At 67.6% G+C, this 18571-nt stretch carries 21 protein-coding genes; 9 read left to right on the top strand and 12 right to left on the bottom strand.

The window, feature by feature from the left end; translation table 11 throughout:
* Nucleotides 1-47 precede the first annotated feature (47 nt).
* The 3 genes from HW466_RS20030 to HW466_RS20020 all read left to right on the top strand — a co-directional run bounded on the left by HW466_RS20030 (nucleotide 48) and on the right by HW466_RS20020 (nucleotide 3404).
* Complete coding sequence (locus HW466_RS20030) at nucleotides 48-1337, top strand: NAD(P)/FAD-dependent oxidoreductase (protein ID WP_174905618.1); 1290 nt, start codon at nucleotides 48-50, stop codon at nucleotides 1335-1337.
* A 16-nt stretch (nucleotides 1338-1353) separates the two neighbouring features.
* Nucleotides 1354-1911 carry a helix-turn-helix domain-containing protein gene (locus tag HW466_RS20025; RefSeq protein WP_059449483.1) on the top strand — a complete coding sequence of 186 codons (558 nt, stop codon included), beginning with the start codon at nucleotides 1354-1356 and terminating at the stop codon, nucleotides 1909-1911.
* 146 nt (nucleotides 1912-2057) lie between these two features.
* Complete coding sequence (locus HW466_RS20020) at nucleotides 2058-3404, top strand: glutamine synthetase family protein (RefSeq protein ID WP_151006259.1); 1347 nt, start codon at nucleotides 2058-2060, stop codon at nucleotides 3402-3404.
* 76 nt (nucleotides 3405-3480) lie between these two features.
* Here the strand turns inward: HW466_RS20020 and HW466_RS20015 are convergent, their stop codons facing one another.
* The 3 genes from HW466_RS20015 to HW466_RS20005 all read right to left on the bottom strand — a co-directional run bounded on the left by HW466_RS20015 (nucleotide 3481) and on the right by HW466_RS20005 (nucleotide 5298).
* The gene (locus HW466_RS20015) at nucleotides 3481-4008 is read right to left on the bottom strand and encodes a GNAT family N-acetyltransferase (protein WP_151006258.1); all 528 of its coding nucleotides are present in this window, start codon (nucleotides 4006-4008) and stop codon (nucleotides 3481-3483) included.
* 91 nt (nucleotides 4009-4099) lie between these two features.
* Nucleotides 4100-4486 (bottom strand): lysozyme inhibitor LprI family protein, encoded by a 387-nt coding sequence (locus tag HW466_RS20010; RefSeq protein ID WP_059449486.1) that lies wholly within the window; start codon nucleotides 4484-4486, stop codon nucleotides 4100-4102.
* Nucleotides 4487-4536: 50 nt separating this feature from the next.
* Nucleotides 4537-5298, bottom strand: a complete 762-nt coding sequence (locus HW466_RS20005) for an N-acetylmuramoyl-L-alanine amidase family protein (RefSeq protein WP_174905619.1) — start codon at nucleotides 5296-5298, stop codon at nucleotides 4537-4539.
* 19 nt (nucleotides 5299-5317) lie between these two features.
* On the opposite strand from HW466_RS20005, the gene HW466_RS20000 reads away from it, so the two are divergent.
* Together HW466_RS20000 and HW466_RS19995 are read left to right on the top strand one after the other, a co-directional pair.
* Entirely contained in the window at nucleotides 5318-5569 is a 252-nt protein-coding gene (locus HW466_RS20000) for a hypothetical protein (RefSeq protein WP_176316095.1), read from the top strand.
* Nucleotides 5570-5670: 101 nt separating this feature from the next.
* Nucleotides 5671-6267, top strand: coding sequence for a DJ-1/PfpI family protein (locus HW466_RS19995; protein ID WP_151006206.1), 597 nt, complete (start codon nucleotides 5671-5673; stop codon nucleotides 6265-6267).
* Nucleotides 6268-6285: 18 nt separating this feature from the next.
* Here HW466_RS19995 and HW466_RS19990 read toward each other — a convergent pair whose 3' ends face one another.
* Nucleotides 6286-6738, bottom strand: coding sequence for a type II toxin-antitoxin system RatA family toxin (locus HW466_RS19990; protein WP_059506640.1), 453 nt, complete (start codon nucleotides 6736-6738; stop codon nucleotides 6286-6288).
* Between the two features lie 185 nt (nucleotides 6739-6923).
* Between HW466_RS19990 and HW466_RS19985 the strand changes: the two genes are divergently transcribed.
* Nucleotides 6924-7964 carry a bifunctional nicotinamide-nucleotide adenylyltransferase/Nudix hydroxylase gene (locus tag HW466_RS19985; protein ID WP_151006205.1) on the top strand — a complete coding sequence of 347 codons (1041 nt, stop codon included), beginning with the start codon at nucleotides 6924-6926 and terminating at the stop codon, nucleotides 7962-7964.
* Between the two features lie 74 nt (nucleotides 7965-8038).
* Complete coding sequence (locus HW466_RS19980; protein ID WP_151006204.1) at nucleotides 8039-9472, top strand: nicotinate phosphoribosyltransferase; 1434 nt, start codon at nucleotides 8039-8041, stop codon at nucleotides 9470-9472.
* A gap of 51 nt (nucleotides 9473-9523) precedes the next feature.
* Here HW466_RS19980 and HW466_RS19975 read toward each other — a convergent pair whose 3' ends face one another.
* Nucleotides 9524-10390, bottom strand: coding sequence for an NmrA family NAD(P)-binding protein (locus tag HW466_RS19975; protein ID WP_174905620.1), 867 nt, complete (start codon nucleotides 10388-10390; stop codon nucleotides 9524-9526).
* Nucleotides 10391-10566: 176 nt separating this feature from the next.
* On the opposite strand from HW466_RS19975, the gene HW466_RS19970 reads away from it, so the two are divergent.
* Complete coding sequence (locus HW466_RS19970; protein ID WP_151006838.1) at nucleotides 10567-11475, top strand: LysR family transcriptional regulator; 909 nt, start codon at nucleotides 10567-10569, stop codon at nucleotides 11473-11475.
* Nucleotides 11476-11519: 44 nt separating this feature from the next.
* Here the strand turns inward: HW466_RS19970 and HW466_RS19965 are convergent, their stop codons facing one another.
* Nucleotides 11520-12998 (bottom strand): aminotransferase-like domain-containing protein, encoded by a 1479-nt coding sequence (locus tag HW466_RS19965; RefSeq protein WP_174905621.1) that lies wholly within the window; start codon nucleotides 12996-12998, stop codon nucleotides 11520-11522.
* 128 nt (nucleotides 12999-13126) lie between these two features.
* On the opposite strand from HW466_RS19965, the gene HW466_RS19960 reads away from it, so the two are divergent.
* A complete protein-coding gene (locus HW466_RS19960) occupies nucleotides 13127-14014 on the top strand; it encodes a DMT family transporter (RefSeq protein WP_059799714.1) in 888 nt (295 codons plus the stop codon).
* Between the two features lie 64 nt (nucleotides 14015-14078).
* Here the strand turns inward: HW466_RS19960 and HW466_RS19955 are convergent, their stop codons facing one another.
* The 6 genes from HW466_RS19955 to HW466_RS19930 form a co-directional block, all read right to left on the bottom strand.
* A complete protein-coding gene (locus HW466_RS19955) occupies nucleotides 14079-14696 on the bottom strand; it encodes a hypothetical protein (protein ID WP_059449496.1) in 618 nt (205 codons plus the stop codon).
* A gap of 70 nt (nucleotides 14697-14766) precedes the next feature.
* Nucleotides 14767-15384, bottom strand: coding sequence for a hypothetical protein (locus tag HW466_RS19950; protein ID WP_059449497.1), 618 nt, complete (start codon nucleotides 15382-15384; stop codon nucleotides 14767-14769).
* A 112-nt stretch (nucleotides 15385-15496) separates the two neighbouring features.
* Nucleotides 15497-16117 carry a hypothetical protein gene (locus HW466_RS19945; RefSeq protein ID WP_151006062.1) on the bottom strand — a complete coding sequence of 207 codons (621 nt, stop codon included), beginning with the start codon at nucleotides 16115-16117 and terminating at the stop codon, nucleotides 15497-15499.
* On the bottom strand, nucleotides 16114-16656 hold the full coding sequence (locus HW466_RS19940; RefSeq protein WP_151006061.1) for a hypothetical protein: 543 nt from the start codon (nucleotides 16654-16656) through the stop codon (nucleotides 16114-16116). The genes HW466_RS19945 and HW466_RS19940 overlap by 4 nt, the downstream gene beginning before the upstream one ends.
* Before the next feature lie 55 nt (nucleotides 16657-16711).
* Nucleotides 16712-17824: an extracellular catalytic domain type 2 short-chain-length polyhydroxyalkanoate depolymerase gene (locus HW466_RS19935; protein WP_151006060.1), complete on the bottom strand. Its 1113-nt coding sequence runs from the start codon at nucleotides 17822-17824 to the stop codon at nucleotides 16712-16714.
* A gap of 169 nt (nucleotides 17825-17993) precedes the next feature.
* Nucleotides 17994-18440, bottom strand: a complete 447-nt coding sequence (locus HW466_RS19930) for a lysozyme (RefSeq protein ID WP_059449501.1) — start codon at nucleotides 18438-18440, stop codon at nucleotides 17994-17996.
* Between the last annotated feature and the right edge of the window lie 131 nt (nucleotides 18441-18571).

Genomic DNA, 18571 nt, shown 5'->3' with positions numbered 1-18571 from the left:
GCTAATTTTTCATGAAATTATCAAGCGAGAATTTCACGGGAGTCCGCATGTTCGTGCAGTCCGACCGTCACGTCGCAAGCTACTACGCCGGCACTTACCCGGCGCCGATTCCGCAGCGGCCCGGACTGGATGAACGCATCGACGCCGACGTGCTGGTTGTCGGCGCGGGCTTCAGCGGGCTGCATACGGCATTGCGGCTCGCGCTCGCGGGCAAGCGCGTGGTCGTCCTCGAGGCGAGCCGCGTCGCGTGGGCCGCATCGGGCCGCAACGGCGGGCAGGCGCTGCTCGGCTGGTCCTGCGACATGCAGCCGCTCGAGGAATCGCTCGGCCGCGACGGCGCGCGCGTGCTGTGGGACACCATGCGCTGGGCCGCGGCCGAAGTGCGCGAATTGCCCGCGCGGCACGGCTTCGACGTCGACTACCGGCCCGGCAGCCTGTGGGCCGCGGTGCGGCCCCGTCGCGTCGCGATGCTCGCGCAGGCGCGCGACGAGGCGGCGCAGCGCTGGGGCTACGACCGCCTGCGCGTGATCGGGCAGGACGAGATGCCCGAGTGGATCGGCAGTGCGCGCTATCTCGCCGCGCTCTACGATCCCGAGGCCGGCCATCTGAATCCGCTGAAGCTCGCGCTCGGTGTCGCGCGGACGATCGAGCAGGCCGGCGGCCGCATCTTCGAGCAAAGCCGCGTGCTCGACTGGCGCGAGACGGCCGGTGGTCACGTCGCCCGCACCGCGCATGGCGAAGTGCGCGCGGACGTGCTGGTGCTCGCATGCAACGCGTATGTCGACCGGCTCGATCCTGAACTGTCGCGCCGCTTGTTGCCGGTCGGCACGTATCAGGTCGCGACGGCACCGCTCGCACCGGACGTCGCGCGCTCGCTGCTGCCGCGCAACAGTTGCGTGATCGACAATCAGTTCGTGCCCGACTACTTCCGCCTGAGCCCCGACAACCGCCTGCTGTTCGGTGGCGGCTGCACGTATCTCGGCGGGATTCCGGCCGACATCGCGGCCGCGACGCGCCCGCACCTCGAACGCGTATTTCCGCAACTGGCTGGCGTACCGCTCGACTACGCGTGGGGCGGCCACATCGACATCAGCATGCGACGTACGCCCGACATCGGCCGTCGCGGCCAGCGTTTCTGGCTACAGGGCTTCTCGGGGCACGGCGTGCTGCCGACGCTCGCCGGCGCGCGCGCGGTCGCCGATGCCGTGCTCGGTGACGATTGCCTGCTCGCGCAGTACCAGCGCATCCGCAATCCGCGCTTCCCCGGCGGCGACCGTCTCGCCGCACCGCTCGAAGCGATCGGCAAGGCCTGGTACCGTTTGCGCGACACCGTCTGACGCACCGGAATCCATCATGAACGAACAGGAAGAAATAGAAAGTCTGGCGATCCTGATCCGCGATCTGCGCAAGCATCGCAAGGTCACGCTCAACGAGCTTGCGGAACGGATCGGCCGCTCGGTCGGTTTTCTGTCGCAGGTCGAGCGCGGACTGTCGCGCCCGACGGTCGCGGATCTCACCGCGATCGGCGAGGCGCTCGGCGTGCCGACCACGTATTTCTACAGCCTGAGCAAGCCGCGCAGCGTGCCGTGGGTCACGCGGCCCGACGAGCGGCGCACCGTGTATTACGCGGCCGGCATCACGGACATCCTCGTGTCGCCGAACATGCGTTCGCGGTTTTCGATCCTGGAGAGCCATCTCGCGCCCGGCGCGAGCAGCGGCGAGCGCTCCGTCGACGACAGCGACGAGCAGGGCGGATTCGTGCTCGAAGGAGAGCTGACGATCTGGATCGACGGCGACGACACACCCGTCACGCTCGGCCCGAACGACGCATTCCAGCTTCCCGCGCACAAGCGGTTTCGGTACGCGAACCTGGGCGATGTACCGGCGCGCGTGATCTGGGTGTTCACCTGAGTTTTACGGCGGCGGCCCGAGCGGGCGTCGTGCCGTTCAGCCGGTTTGCAGTACTGATCGACATCAGGCATGTGACGTACCGCATGCCGATGAGTCCGGTTCGCCGCGTCGCGGCACCGCCATACAAGACATGGAAAGGATGAGACATGGCTGACGTCGTTCCCGTGCTGGTCGATGAAGTCCGCGCATTCCGGCAGGCGCACCCCGAGATCCGTTATGTCGACCTGATCTGTCTCGATCTGCCGGGCCATTTCTACGGCAAGCGCTATCCGATCGATGCGCTCGAGAAGGTTGCCTCCGGTTCGCTGCTGAAGCTGCCGCAGAACTGCGTGCTGCTCGGCACGCAGGGCGGCCTCTACAAGATCGGCGATTACTGTTTCAACGACGGCGATCCGGATGCGCCGCGACGCCTGATTCCCGGCACGCTGAAGCCGGTGCGCTGGGAGCGGCAGCCGCTCGCGCAGATGCTGATCAGCTCGGACGGCACGGATGCGCCGATCGAGTTCGAGCCGCGCGAAGTGCTGGCGCGCGTGCTGCGGCGGTTCGCGACGCGCGGCATTCGACCGGTCGTCGCGTTCGAGCTCGAGTTCTACCTGTTCGCGGCGCAGCTTGCCGACGGGATGCCGCAGTATCCGCGCGATCGCCTGAGCGACGACCGCGACGATCAGCCGAACATGCACATCGAACGGCTGTCGCGGTTTTCCGACGTGCTGCACGAGATGGTCGAGGCCGCGTGCGAGCAGGGCGTCGACGCGACGGTGATCACGGCCGAACTCGGGCCGGGCCAGTTCGAGATCAACTTCGGCCATACCGACGACGCGTTGCGCGCGGCCGACTGGTCGGCGCTGTTCTGCCGCAGCACGCGCGGCGTCGCGTTGCGGCACGGCTATCGCGCGAGCTTCATGGGCAAGCCGTATCTGCATGCGCCGGGCAGCGGGATGCACGTGCACGTGAGCCTGTACGACGACGCGGGCCGCAACCTGCTCGCGGCGGACGCGCAGCGGCCGCTGCGGCACGCGGTGGCCGGCTGCCTTGCGCTGCTGCCGCACTGCATGCCGGTGTTCGCGCCGAATCACAATGCGTTCCGGCGCTATGGGTCGATGGTCAATGCGGCGAGCCGGGCAAGCTGGGGTTTCGAGGATCGCGACGCGTGCATCCGGATTCCCGACTCGGACGCGTGCAACCTGCGGATCGAGCATCGGCTCGCGAGCGCGGACGCGAATCCGTACCTCGTGCTCGCGGCGATTCTCAGCGGGATGGAGCACGGGCTCGACGCACGGCTCGAGCCGATCGCGCCGCTCAACGACGATCGCGGCAGCGGGATCGATTTTCCGAAGGAGATGCTGTCGGCCGTCGCGGCGATGCAGGATCACGCGGGCGTGCGTGAAGGGCTCGGCAGTGAGTTCGTGATGGTGTATTGCGAAAACAAGCGGCAGGAGGAGCTGGATTTTCGCAACGAGATCGGAGCGCGGGAGTATCGGTGGTTTCTGTGATGGCGTGGTGCGTGACGTCGCCGCGACGCGGCGGCAACCCGACGGGAAACGGATGGAACACGGACTGAATGCGTCGCTAGGGAAGCGCACGCCAATAGCGGATTTCCTCGATCGGCACACCGTCGATCTCGAACGTCTTGGTATCGGGTTCGGCAACGAAACCTTCGCGTTCGTAGAACGCCTTCGCACGATGATTTTCGACGAGCACCCACAGCGACACCCATTCATGCCCCGCGTCGTGCAGTGATCGGCGCGCATGGGCGACCAGCGCGGCCCCGATTCCCCGGCCGCAATGCGACGGATGCAGATAGATCGCGCCGATTTCGCCCCAGGTGGAATCCTTGTCGGTGTCGCGCGTCGGACCATAGTTGATCCAGCCCCGGAGCTCGCCTTCCGTGAACGCGAGTGCGACACGTGACTGTCCGGCGTCGAGCACCTCGCGCCAGACGGTGGTGCGCTGTTCGACCGACAGACCGTCGAGGTACGAGGCAGGCACGATGCCGGGGTAGGTGGCGCGCCACGATGCGACGTGGATGTCGGCGATGGCCGATGCATCGATGGACGTTGCGGCGCGGATGTCGATCGTTGTCATGTTCGATGTCATCGATATGCGATCGGATTGTCGAATGTTGGATAGTGCGCGAAAGGAGGCGCCGTGCCGCGAATCGACTCACGGCACGGTACCCGATCGGCGGTTACTCCCCAAGCTTCGCCGTCACGCACCCGGTGCTTGCGCACTCGCGCTCGCGTTCGCGCAGGAACGACAGGCGGGATTGCGTCGCATCGATCGCGCATTGCAGGTTCACGAGGTAGCCGTCGTCGCGCGTCTCGCTGCAGCGATCGTCGCGCTGCTTCATCCACGCGAGCTGCCCGGTCTTCAGCTTCGCCTGCTGCTCACCGTTCAACTGCTTGCGCACGCGGCCGTATTCGTCGTTCAGCTCGCGATCGAGTTGCGAGAATTCGTTGCTGCTGCAGTACACCTGGTCGAACGCGCTGCGCGGCTTGCCGCAGCCGGCCGCATGCGCGGCGAACGGAACGGCGAGCGCGAGCAGCGCGCAGGATACGAGCAGATTCTTCTTCATGGTGGTGCTCCTCTCTGGGTGAAAACCGTTGAAACCGACGGGCGCCGCCTTTACCTGGCTGCCGTACACGCGTCGATCCCGCCCGCGATCGCGGTGGCGAGGCGCTGGATCGTCTCGCGCTGAGCGAGACGCCTTTCCTCGTCGGGATTGACGATCACGCCGGCCTCCACGAGCACGGCCGGAATCGGCGCGGTGCGCAGCACGACGAGATCGTCGAAGCGGTGGATGCCGAGTTGCGGATCGATCAGCGGACGGTTCTCGCCCTTGATCGGCTGCGCGTGATACAGCGACGGCCGCTCGCCGGCCGCGACCAGCCGCTCGGCGATCGCCTTCGCGCAACGCAGGCTTTCCGCGTAGTGCGGATTGCGCTCCGACACGAACACGGCGAAACCGCGGAATTCGCGTTGCCGGCCCGCGTCGATGAACTGCTGCTGCATCGAATCGTGATGGATCGACACGAACAGGTTCGCGTCGGGCGCCTGCGTCGAGCGTTGGTCGAGGGCGATCTCGCGGCCGTCGGCCGACGTGCGCATCACGCGATCGCCGTGCGCGGAGAGTTTCTCCGCGACGGCGGCGGACAGGTCGAGGTTGTACCGGTATTCGACTCGGCCGCTCGCGCCGGTGGCGCCCGGATGGGCTGGCGTATGGCCGGTGTCGACGACGATGTAGCGGCCGGAGGCCGGCTGCGCATCCGGGCTTGCGGCATCGGCCGCATGCAGCGCCGGCGGCACGCCCAGCAGCGGGGCGCATGCGAGCACGCGCGCGGCGGCGCGCACGAACGGGCGAAGGCGTCGAACGGTTCGGTTTGTCATTATTGTTGTCGAGGAGGGCATGCGGCGCGTCGCATGGCGCGCGCCGTCGGCCTGCTCAATGCAGTCGGAATGTCGCGCGATTATAGCGGTTGCCGGCGGCGCCGCAATGACGAAATGGCTGCTGCCGCATGGAAGCGGGCGCCGGCAATCAGCCGAGCATGCGCGGTCGGCGAGCGGTGGACAACGCCGCGCGCTCGCGACGCTTTTCGCGTACGCCGCGCTGGGCACGCACGCGCAGGTGCGGCAGCAGGTGGCGCGCGGCTTCGCGTGAGCGGCCGGGCGACAGCGGTGGCCGCGCATGCGACGACGCACTGCACCGATTTTGCGAACGCCTTATGATCGTGCGGTACCAAGTCCCCGCGCAGAGGCCCCGTGCATATCGCCATCCTGACCTTCGACGGTTTCAACGAGCTCGATTCGCTGATCGCGCTCGGCATTCTCAACCGGGTCAAGCAGCCGGGCTGGCGGGTTTCGATCGCGAGCCCGACCGCCCGCGTGCGCTCGATGAACGGCGTGACGATCGACGCGCAAGCGTCGCTGCAGGACGCCTGCGACGCGGACGCCGTGCTGGTGGGCAGCGGTGTGCGGACCCGCGACGTCGTCGCCGATGCCGCGTTGATGGCGCAATTGCGCTTTGACCCCGCGCGGCAGTTGCTCGGCGCGCAGTGCTCGGGCACGCTCGTGCTGGCGAAGCTGGGGTGGCTCGGCGATGTCCCCGCGTGCACCGACTTGACCACCAAGCCGTGGGTGCAGGAAGCCGGCGTGGCTGTGGTCGACCAGCCGTTCGTGGCCAGCGGGAACGTCGCGACCGCCGGTGGGTGCCTGTCGTCGCAGTATCTGGCCGCGTGGTTCATCGCGCGTCTGGCGGGCGTCGAGGCCGCGCGCAGCGCGATCCACTATGTGGCGCCGGTGGGCGAGAAGGACGATTACGTCTCGCGGGCAATCGCGAACATTTCGCCGTTCCTCTGATGCGCGCGGCGTCGCGCGTCAGCGCGGCAACGCCTCCGCTTCGGCCCAGCGCTTGAACGAATCGAGGCGCCGGCGCGTGTGCACGAGATAGAACGCGCCGATCAGCGGTTCGAGCAGCCAGCGCAGCCAGGACGGCTGCGCGCGGAAGTGGTACGTGAATTTCACTTCGGTCGTGCCCGGCGTGCGTTCCGTGAAATTCCAGCTGCCGCTGAAACGTTCGAGCACTTTCGGCCCGTCGACCATTTCGATGGCCGCCACCTGCGGCGGACGGTACGACGTGTAGCGCGACACCATCGTCGCGCCCGACTGGCTGCGGCAGAACGCGTCGACGCCGACGTCGGCCGTCATCCCGTCGAGCAGATAGGCATCGGCGAGGAAGCTGTCCCACACGAGCCGCCGCGCGTAGTCCTGCGACCACGTGAAGAGGCGTCTGCGATCGACGCCGACGATCCGGCTGACTGAGATCCTCATGATGGATGGCGGGGCGCAACGCGCGGATTGGGATGGAATCGAGTGTAACTCGCCGGCGTCGTGCATTTCTTCAGACTTCGTCAAGTCGAGCGCGTGCTCGATTGACCTTCTCCGGGAATTCACCTACGATCGATTCCATGCCTTCGGGACAGACCCGAAGCGTTTCAATCTCTTGAGGGAGCCTCATGAGTACGCAACAGAGCCGGCGCTTCGACGCGCTCGTTTTCATTGGTCGTTTCCAGCCCCCGCATCGTGGTCACCTGAACGTGCTGAAGTCGGCACTGAGCCGGGCCGAGCGCGTGTGCGTGCTGATCGGGTCGACCGACAAGCCCCGCACCATCAAGGATCCGTTCTCGTTCGACGAGCGCTGCCAGATGCTGGCTTCGCTGATCGAGCCGTCGGAGCGCGAGCGCGTGACGGTCGCGCCCGTGCAGGATTCGACGTACAACGATGGCGACTGGGTGCGCTGGGTGCAGGATGCCGTGGCCGCCGCGCTCGGCGACGTCGCGCAGCGCAAGGTCGGGCTGATCGGCCACGAGAAGGACGCCACGTCGTATTACCTGCGGATGTTCCCGCAATGGGAGCTCGTCGACGTCGACGCGACCGAAGACATTTCCGCCACCGAAATCCGCGACCAGTATTTCGCCGAACGCACCAACAGCTTCGTGCAATGGGCCGTGCCGGAACCCGTGTTCCGCTGGCTCGAGCATTTCCGCACGCAACCGGAATTCGCGCAGCTGAAGGCGGAGGCCGAATTCATCGCCGCATATCGCAAGGCATGGTCGGCCGCGCCGTATCCGGTCACGTTCGTGACGGTCGATGCGGTGGTCGTGCACTCGGGCCACATCCTGCTCGTGCGCCGGCGCAGCGAACCGGGCCGCGGCCTGTGGGCGCTGCCGGGCGGATTCGTGAACCAGGACGAGCGGCTCGATGCGGCGTGCATTCGCGAGCTGCGCGAGGAAACCGGCCTGAAGCTGCCGGAGCCCGTGCTGCGCGGCTCGATCAAGGATCGTCAGGTGTTCGATCATCCGGCCCGCTCGCTGCGCGGCCGCACGATCTCGCACGCATGCCTGTTCAACTTCCCGACCGGCGAGCTGCCGCGCGTGAAGGGCAGCGACGACGCCGACAAGGCGCGCTGGGTGCCGCTCAACGAATTCGCGCAGATGCGCAACGTGATGTTCGAGGATCACTTCGAGATCGCGTATCACTTCCTGGGGAAGCTGTGACACGCTGATTCCCCGGATTCCGGTCCGCCGCGACAGACGCGGCGGCGCTTCAACGGCCTAGAGGAGCTCTAGCCATGCAAAACGATCCCGGCGGCTTTGCCGCGACTCTCGCCAATCCGATCCTCAACACGGATTCGTACAAGGCGTCCCACTTCCTCCAGTATCCGCCCGACGCGCAGGCGATGTTCTCGTACGTCGAATCGCGCGGCGGCCGCTACGATCGCACGCTGTTCTTCGGCTTGCAGATGCTGCTGAAGGAATATCTGTGCCGACCCGTCACGCACGCGATGATCGACGACGCCCGCGATTTCTTCGCGGTGCATGGCGAGCCGTTCAACGAGGACGGCTGGCGCCATATCGTCAAGCACTACGACGGTTACCTGCCGGTGAAGATTCGCGCGGTGCCGGAGGGGTCGATCGTGCCGGTCCATAACGTGCTGATGACCGTCGAGTGCGACGACCCGAAAGTATTCTGGCTCGCGTCGTATCTGGAGACGATGCTGCTGCGAGTCTGGTACCCGGTGACGGTCGCGACGCGCAGCTGGCACTTGCGGCAGACGATCCGACGCTTTCTCGAGAAAACCGACGACGATCTCGCGCAACTGCCGTTCAAGCTGCACGACTTCGGCGCGCGCGGCGTATCGAGCGCGGAATCGGCCGCGATCGGCGGCGCCGCGCATCTCGTGAGCTTCATGGGTTCGGATACCGTGCTCGGCGTGCTCGCCGCGAACCGCTTCTATCACGAGCCGATGGCCGCGTATTCGGTGCCGGCGGCCGAGCACAGCACGATCACGTCGTGGGGGCGCCAGCACGAAGCCGATGCGTATCGCAACATGATCGCTCGCTTCGGGTTGCCCGGCGCGATCGTGTCGGTCGTGTCGGACTCCTACGATCTGTTCGCCGCGCTCGAGATGTGGGGCGGCGAGCTGTGGCAAGCCGTGCTCGATTCGGGCGCGACGCTGGTCGTGCGTCCCGATTCCGGCGACCCCGTGGCGATCGTGCTGCAGACCGTGCGCGCGCTCGACGCATCGTTCGGTTCGAGCGTGAACGGCAAGGGACGGCGCGTGCTGAACCGCGTGCGCGTGATCCAGGGCGACGGCGTCGACGAGCTGTCGATCGAAGCGATCCTCTCCGCGCTCGACGACGCGGGCTATGCGGCGGGCAACGTCGTGTTCGGCATGGGCGGCGCGCTGCTGCAGCAGGTGAACCGCGATACGCAGCGTTTCGCGATGAAGTGCTCGGCGATCCGCCGTGGCGACGTATGGCACGACGTTCGCAAGGATCCCGTCACCGATCAGGGCAAGCGATCGAAGAAGGGAAGGCTCACGTTGCTGCGCAATCGGCGCACGGGCGAGTATCGCACCACGACACTGCCCGTTGCATGGGACGACCGCGCGCTCGAAGGCGAATGGGACGACGCGCTCGAAACGGTGTTCGATACCGGGCGGATGCCGGTCGATAGGACGTTCGCCGAGGTACGGGCGCGGGCGCACGCGGCGGAGGCATGATCGGGCGGCGGGGCGACGGCGTGACGACATCGGCCGCCGTCCCGGTCGCGCTCAGGCGACGCGGGCGACGAGCGCGTGCAGCACGGCGTCCGCGTCGATTTCTCCTCGAACGACATCCTCGCGCGCCGACTCGAACTCGATCCAGCCCTCGTTGAAACCGTCGAGCATGCGCATGCGCGGCGCGGGATGCCGCATTCCCTGCGCGTCGAACAGCGCCGCCCACGTGTTGCGCGGCACGGCTTCGGCGCGCACCGGGCGCCCGAGCGCACGGGTGAACGCGTTCGCGAGGTCGTTCGGACTGACCCGCCGCGGCCCTTCGAGTTCGACGATGCGGGCGCCGGTCCATTCTTCCTGCAGCAGTGCGGCCGCGGTCCGGCCCACATCCTCGGTTGCGACCATTGGCACCGGCTTGTCGAGCGGCTGGAGAAAGCTGTGGATCACGCCGGTGTCGCGCGCGGTTGCCACGTTCCACGCGGCGTTTTCGACGAACCACGCGGGGCGCAGGAACGTGACGGGCATCGGCAAGTCGTCGAACGCCTGCTCGACCATCGTCAGTTGCGTCAACAGATTCTCCTGCGTGGCCTGCGCGCCGATCGTCGACAGACAGACGACCTTGCGCGGCCGCGCGGCGCGCAATGCCGCACCGACGGCATCGATGACAGCGCGCGTCTCGGGGAATCCCGGCGACGGATCGAAGCATGGCGGCAGCAGGACGAAGACGCCATCCGCATTCGAGAAGGCCGTCGTGAGCGCGGCGGCGTAGCTCATTTCGGCAACTGCAACATCGCAGCCGCGTGCGATCCACGGCGCGGCACGATCCGCGCTGCGCGCGACGGCGCGCACGGGCCGGCCGGCCGCGAGCAGCGTGCGCGCGAGCGCGCCGCCGACTTGTCCGGTGATACCGGTAATGGCATACATGATTTGAAATCCTCATCGATAAGGGAGCAGGGCGCCGAACGTTTCGGGTGCCGTAACTGCACGTCGCGTTCGGGCTTGCCGTCGCGATGCATCGGGTTGCATGATAGGAGTCGGCGATTCCTGATGGAATCGAATCCATGTCATTTGATTGGTGATTGTTTGTCATGAATGAGATCCTGGGAATCGACGGACGAATTCTCGCGAACGTGGGCGTGCTGGCGGCGATCGTCGAAAGCGGCAGCTTCGCGCGCGCTGCTGACGCACTCGGTTTGTCGCCGTCCGGCGTCAGTCGGGCCGTGGGCCGGCTCGAGGCGCGCGTCGGCGTGCGGCTGCTCGATCGCACGACGCGCTCGGTCACGCTGACCGACGAAGGGCGTCGCCTGTACGAAGAGATCGGTCCGCTGCTCGCCGGTATCGGCGACGCGGTGACGCTGGCCGCGGGCTCGGCCGCCGCCGTGCGCGGCAGATTGCGCGTGAATGTCGATGCGTATTTCTCTCGGCGGGTGCTGGCGCCGCATCTTCCGGCGTTGCTGGCCCGCCATCCCGATCTGTCGCTGGAGCTCGCTGCGCGCGAACAGCTCGGCGATCTGGTCGCCGACGGATTCGACGTTGCGGTGCGGTTCGGCGAGCCGCCATCGTCGTCGCTGGTGGCGCGCAAGCTGCTGGAGACGCGCGCGGTGACGGTCGCCGCGCCCGCGTACGTGAAACGGCACGGGCGTCCGGCGGCGCCGGACGATCTCGCAGGCCATGCGTGCATCCAGATGCGCAACACGCTAACCGGTCAGCCGCTCGAGTGGGTCTATCAGCTAGGCCGCAAGCGCGTGCCGGTCAAGACGACGGGCAGGCTGCTCGTCAACGACGCGGGCACGATGCTCGGTGCATGTCTGGCCGGTGTGGGCATCGCGCGCTTCAAGGCGAGCGGGGTAGCCGGCCTGATCGAGCAGGGGCGGCTCGTCGAACTGCTCGCGGATTGGCGCGGCGAGGCATTTCCGCTGTTCGCCTACTATCCGTCGCGTCACCTGCCGCCCGCGAAGGTTCGGGCGTTCGTCGATTTCATCGCGGAGATCGTGGCGACCGGCTCCTAGGGCCCGTTATTAGCATGAACAGGCCCTGGCAAAATCGCCCGCCGTCAACGTTCGCGGGCGAGCGCGCGAACGTGGCTGTCCGGTTGCGCGGCCGCGTGCGTCGGCATCCGTGCCGCCTCCATCGCGCGCCCGAGCGCATCGAACACCGCCGGCCCCTTGCAGCGCGACACGTTGAAGCGCATGAACGACGTCGCGCCATGCGACGCACTGAACACGTTGCCCGGTGCGAGCACCACGTCATGGTCGAGCGCATGGCGCGCCACGCGCGCGGCATCGAGCCCGTCGGGCAATTCCGCCCATACGAACAGGCCGCCGCGCGGTTCGGTCCAGATTCCGAGCCCGGCGCGCGTGAGCCGCCGGATCGTTTCGCCCATCGCATCGGCCAGTTGCGCACGCAGGCCGTCGAGATGGCGCCGGTAGGTGCCGTCGACCAGCAGCCGGTGCACGACATTCGCGCCGATCTGCGCATTGCCGAACGACGTCGCGAGCTTCAGGTCGACGAGCGCGTCGATCCATTCGGGGCGCGCGGCGATATAGCCGCAGCGGATCGCGGCCGATAGCGTCTTCGAGAAGCTGCCGATCGACACGACGCGCGACAGCCCGTCGAATGCCGCCAGACGCGGCGCGGGCGTGCTCTCGAAGTCCGCGAAGATGTCGTCCTCGACGATCAGCAAGCCATGCTCGGCCGCGAGCGTCAGCAGCCGATGCGCGACCGGCGGCGCGAGCGTCGCGCCGGTCGGGTTGTGCAGCGCTGCGTTGGTGATGTACAGGCGCGGCCGATGCTCGGCGAGCACCTGCTCGAAGCGGGCGAGATCGGGGCCGGTGGGCGTGTACGGCACGCTGACGATGCGCGCGCGATGCGCACGCAGCAGCGCCTGGAAGTTGAAGTAGCACGGGTCGTCGAGCACGACGGTGTCGCCCGGCTCCAGCAGCAGCCGGCACACGAGATCGAGCGCGTGCGTGCCGCCGTCGGCCAGCATGATCTGCGTGGGCTCCGCATGGACGCCGTGCTGCGCGAGCCGCCACGCCAGTTGCTGCCGTAAAGCGGGCAGCCCGAGCGGTGTCGCGTAGTCGGTCAGCGCGTCGGGTTCGTCGCGCGACACCGCGCGCAGCGCGCGTCGCAAGCTTTCGTCCGGCAGCCATGACGACGGCAGCCAGCCGCAGCCGGGCTTCACGGAGCTGGGCGCCGCCTCGAGCGCCTGGCGCGACAGCCACAGCGGATCGAGCTCGCGATCGAGGCGCGGGCCGAGTTCGGCGAGCGCGAGCGGCGGCGCGTGGCCCGACACGTAGAAGCCGGAGCCGCGCCGCGCGACGAGCACGCCTTCGCTCGCGAGCCGCTCGTAGGCGTCGACGACGGTCGATTTCGATACGTGCAGCGCGTCGGCCATCATTCGAATCGACGGCACACGTGCGCCGGGCATCAGCGCGCGGCTCGAGATCCGGGCGCGCAGCGTGTCCATCACGGTTTCCACGCGCGTGCGCGACGGTGCGGGCGCGGCAGGGGCTTGCACGGAACGGTTCATGGCGAGCGAGGGGAACTGTACGGACGGTTGTCCAGTACAGTTTGTCCGAATTGTATTGGTCTGTAGCTTACGCGCTTTTCGCGCGCGGCGGATCATCGGTCATCCACCTTTTTCGATCAGGATTTCCCGTGCACAAGACGACCGACGGATGGCTCAGCGGCCTGCTGGGCGTGATCATCTTCAGTGGCTCGCTGCCCGCGACGCGCGTCGCGGTGCAGGGGCTCGACCCGCTGTTTCTCACGTTCGCGCGCGCGACGATCGCCGGCGTGCTCGGCCTGATGCTGCTCGTCGCTCTGAAGCAGAAGCGGCCGACGCGTGCCGAAACCGCGTCGCTCATCGTCGTCGCGCTCGGGGTCGTGGTCGGTTTTCCGTTGCTGACGGCGCTCGCGCTGAAGCACGTGACGTCCGCGCATGCGATCGTGTTCGTCGGGCTGTTGCCGCTCGCGACCGCGCTGTTCGGTGTCTGGCGTGGCGGCGAGCGGCCGCGGCTGCCGTTCTGGATTTTCTCGCTCGTCGGCAGCGGTGCGGTGGCCGCGTTCGCGCTGCGCAACGGCGCAAGCGCATCGGCGGTGGGCGATGCGCTGATGCTGGCCGCGATCGTCGCGTGCGGGCTCGGCTATGCGGAGGGCGCGCGCCTGTCGCGCCAGCTCGGCGGCTGGCAGGTGATCTCGTGGGCGCTCGTGCTGTCGCTGCCGGCGATGCTGCCGGCTGCGTGGTTCACGCGGCCCGCGACGTTCGACGGTGTCGACGCCGCCGCGCTGTGGGGGCTCGCGTACGTGTCGCTGTTTAGCATGCTGATCGGCTTCGTGTTCTGGTATCGCGGCCTCGCACTCGGCGGGATCGCGGGCGTCGGTCAGTTGCAGTTGCTGCAGCCGTTCTTCGGGTTCCTGCTTGCCGCCGGGCTGCTGCACGAGACGGTGCCGCCGTCGATGCTGGCCGTGACGATCGTGGTCGTCGGCTGCGTCGCGGGCGCGAAGTACTTCTCGAAGATGGCGCCCGTGCAGCGGGCGGGCTGACGCGCCGGCGCGCGACGACGTGACGGGGCAGTCCGTTCGCCGTCGCGCGTGCGCGGCGCGCGGCTTACCCCATCACCACGTTCGCGAGCCGGAACTGATACGCGGTCGCGGTGGTGCCGCCGCCGCCGCCCGTCATCACGATGTCGGCGCTCTTGATGCCGAGCAGCGACAGTTCGGTGTTGATGTCGGACAGCACGGCCGAGTTCATCACCGCGCCCTGTTCGATCTGCGATGCCGTGCCGATCCACAGCGTGGGCTTGAACTCGAACACGGCCTTCTGGCCCGGCACGATGCCCGTCTTGTGCGCGAGCAGCCGGTTGTCCTTGAAGACCGACGCGGTGATCGCCCCCTGGCTGAGGTCGTTGCGCAGCTGGATCTCGCGCGACGTCGGCGCCGCGCCGGCCAGCGCGAGCACGTTGCCCGACGTCGAACGCGACACGTTGAAGAGCTGCCCGTTGTCCGCGCGCTTCTGCGGCATGTAGTTGCCGTCGGCATCGCTCGCGGAGATGGTCGTCAGCATCGGGAACACGAACGGATGGTTGTCGCCGCGTCCGCAGTTGGTGATGACCTTCCACGCGATCGCGAGCTCGTCGAAGTCCGTCGACACGTTCTTCTGGAAAATCACGATCTGGCTGTTGTTGACGTCGTTCGACAGGTTGACGAAGTTGAGATTGATGTCCATGAGTCACCTTGATTCGATTTGGATAACTGATTGAATGGGCGCCGGCCGTGCGTCGCCGGCGCACGGACCGTTACGCCATCACGACGTTTTCCAGCCGGAACGTGAACGGCATCGAGCGCGGGCCGGGGCCGCCGCCGGTCATCACGATGTCGGCGCTCGCGATGCCGAGCAGCGACAGTTCCGTGTTGATGTCGGAGATCACCGCGGAATTCATCAGCGCGCCCTGTTCGATCTGCGACGCGACGCCGATCCAGATCGTCGGCTTGAACTGGAACACGGCCTTCTGGCCCGGCGCAACCGACGTCTTGCGCGCGAGCGGGCTGCCGTCCTTGTAGATCGTCGCGTTGATCGCGCCGGCCGGCAGGTCGTTGCGCACCTGCACCTCGGAGCTCGCGCCCGGGTCGCCGCCGAGCTGCAGCACGTCGCCGGAGCTGGAGCGCACGACCTGGAACACCTGGCCGTTCGCGGCGACCTGCTGCGGCATGTAGTTGCCCCAGCTGTCGCTCGCGCTCACGCTCATCGTCATCGGGAACTTGAACGGATGGTTGTCGCCCTGGCCGCAATTGCGGATCACCTTCCACGCGATCGCGAGTTCGTCGAAGTCGGTCGCCACGTTCTTCTGGAAGATCACGACGCTCGAGTTGTTGGCGTCGTTCGAGCGGTTGATCAGGTTCAGTTGGATATCCACGTCGTTGCTCCTTGAGTTTGAAAAAAGCGGCAGTCGGTCTGCCGCGCACCTTTCCCGCCGGCCCGGCCGAGAAGCCGTGCCGTCAAGTCGATTCAATCCGAGTGAGGCCGTGCTACGCGTGCACGATGTGTTCGAGCGCGAACGCATACGGCTGCGCATCGGTGCCGGTGCCGCCGCCCGTCATCACGATGTCGGCCGCGGCGACGCCCGCGAGCGGCAGAAGCGTGTTCGCGCTCGACATCACCGCCGCGTGCAGCGCGCGGCTTTCCTGCACCTGCGACGCCACGCCGATCCACAGCGTCGGCGTGAAGCGGAACACGGCCTTCTGGCCGGGCGCGACCGCGTGCTTCACCGCGATCAGCCGGCCCGCGCTGAACGCGTTGACGTTCACGGCGCCGCGCCGCAACCGGTTGACGACCTCGATGTCGCCACCCGGCGCATCGGCCAGGTCGGGCACGAGCCGGCCGCGTCCGTTGGGTTGCGCGTCGACGACGAAGCGCATGCCGGCGGGTGCCGTGACGCGCGGCGAGAAGTTGCCGTGCTCGTCGCCGAGCGCGACGTCGATGTCGGTCGAGTAGTCGAACGGATGGAAGCAGTCGCGCCCGCAATACCGGATCACCTTCCACGCGATCGCAAACGCGTCCAGATCGGGGATCACGTCGCGCTGGAACAGCACGACCTCGCTGTTGCCGCAGTCGTTCGAGCGGTTCACGAAGCGGAGCTTGATGTTCATGACGCTTGCTCCTGATCGGGCGCGCCGCGATCGTCGCGCAGCGTTCGGTCGGCCCATTGCGCAAGCGCGGGCGCGACGCCGTTCGCGAGCGACGCGACGTGCAGCGCATGCGCACGCGTCTGGGCCTGCAGGTCGCCCATAAAGCGGCCGAGCGCCATCGCGGCATCGGCGGGGCCGCGCGTGCGGCCGAGATCGTCGAGATATTGCGCGGCCGCGTCGGCCATCGCGCCCGCATGCTGCACGTGGCTCTGCGTGAAGCGTGTCGCGAGATCGGCGTTCAGTGCCGCCAGCTCCTTGACCGCGGCGGCCGAACTGCCGGGAGCGAGCCGTGCGAGCTGGCCGAGCCACAACGCGTCGGTCGCTGCCTGGCATGCATCCGCATAACGGTGGCCGGCGAGCAGCGCGGTGTGCGCGAATGCGCGCCACGCGGGGCCGCCGGGCGTGCCGCCGGTGCCGGTCGTCTGCGCGGCGAACTTGCCGAACAGCTGGAGCGCGTCGGCGTGCGCGCGTTCCCATTGGGCGATGAACGTGGAGAACATGGCGATTCCTCGTGATGAAAGGGCGTTGGCGACGTGACGTCGGCCGGTACGCGGATTACGGACGCGCGGCGCCGAGGCGCTGCACCATGCGCATCACGGCGGCCATCTGCGGCGCGTCGCGGCGGTAAAAGTCGGGGTGAAGCGGATCGGTGCTCGTATAGCCCCAGAAGTCCCAGCAGCCAAGCGGATTGACGGCGGATTTCTCGACCTGCGGATAGAGCACGATCAGCCGGTTCGTGTCGGCGATCTCGTTGTAGCCGACGCCGCGGATCATCTTCTCGCCCACGGCCGCGACGTTCTGCACGCAACCGTGGAACACCACGTGGACCGCACACGCCACGCGCTCGCAGTCGGCCGGCACGTATGCGTATCCCGTGTCGCCGAGCGATGCGCGGCGCTGCGTATCGAACGCGCGCTGGTCGAACTTCAGCAGCTTGCCGCCTGCCTGCGCGGCGGGCGGATTGAGCGGCTTGTCGGATGTGGCGTAGATCCAGCGCACGATGTCGTGCGCCTGCTGGAAGCCGCAGTTGTCGATATACGGGCTCGCGTTCGCGCTGCATGCGTTGTCTTCGGGGCGATTCGTGATGAACGCATGCCCGGCGTCCGGCGATTCGCGATACTGAAGATTCGAGGCCGGGACTTGCGCGAGCGTGTAGAAGCGCGCGGTCTGGTCGACGACGCGCGTCGACACCACGGTATCCTTCGCACCGCTGAACACGTAGATGCGTTGCCCGCGCAGCGCGGCCGGATCGTCGATCTCGCCGCGTTGCGCGAACACGCGCGCGGCGCGCCATGCATCGTCCGCGGATGGCGCGGGACCGATCGGCTGCATGCACAGCGTGGTCGCGGCCACGGCGGGCGGGATCAGCGTGTTCACGCCCGCGCAGTAGAACGGGCCGCCGGCGACAATGCCCGCGCCGATCAACCGGCTCGAGAACGCGACATCGAACTGCGCGGCCATGAAACCGCCGGACGACAGCCCCGACACCGACGTGCGCTGGAGGTCGGCGCCGTATGCGGGCAGCGGATCGGCGGCGGCGACGGCGGGCGGCGCGAGCGTCGCCACGGCGGCTACGGCGATGCATGCGGTGCCGAGCACGCGACGCAGCGTGCGCGAAATGGTGGAACACGGCGGCGTCGTGCGGCCGGGCGAGCGAGTAGCGTTCATGCGGGGCTCCTGTCGTGACGAATGGCGAATGACGAATGACGGATGGCTGGAACGGATGCGGCACGATTTCAGCGACGGTTTCAGCTTACGGGCGGCCGACGCCGTGCGAAATGGCGCGAACGACATGCGCGGCGACCCGTGACGTTCGGCCGGTGCGATGTCCGGGCGCTCACGACAGAAACAGCGCGCGCTCGGCCCGACGGCGCTTCGTGAGCCCCGCGAGCGGCTTGCCGCCGGCCTTGTTCCAGACGAGGAACTGGTCGGCTGCACGCGCGCTCGCACCGGCGTTCAGGTAGCGCAGCAGCGTCGACGAACGCAGCCGTCCCGCGCCGAGATTGAAGACGAACGACATCAGCGCATCGAATTGCTGCTGCGTGACCGGCACGCGCAGCAGCTTGCGCAGGTTCAGCTCGGCGCCGCGCAGGTCGCGCCGCAACAGCGCCTCGGCTTCGGCAGGCGTGAGCGGTCGCGTGAAGCGCTCGTTAGGCAGGATCAGGTGTCCGTAGCCGATGGTCGGTTTGCCGACCGCGTCGAGATAGCGCGCGAGCCGCAACCCCTCGAACTGCTTGATCAGCGCGATGCCTTGCTCACCGGTGTGCTCAGGCTGGTTCGCCATCGTCGTTTATATGAACGCCTCCCGTTTGCGACGGTTTTTCGTGTGTTCCGACTGCGACAGGATGGGTTGCAGCTTTATATCCGGGCTTGTTGCAGCCTGATGCGCTGCGGCCCACTATGAAATCCGCTGAC

It is taken from the genome of Burkholderia territorii (assembly GCF_902833055.1).
In the GTDB taxonomy this organism is placed as follows: Bacteria; Pseudomonadota; Gammaproteobacteria; order Burkholderiales; family Burkholderiaceae; genus Burkholderia; species Burkholderia territorii.
The sequence above is the reverse complement of the archived record's forward strand: the minus strand, read 5'-3'. Positions and strand labels throughout refer to the sequence as shown.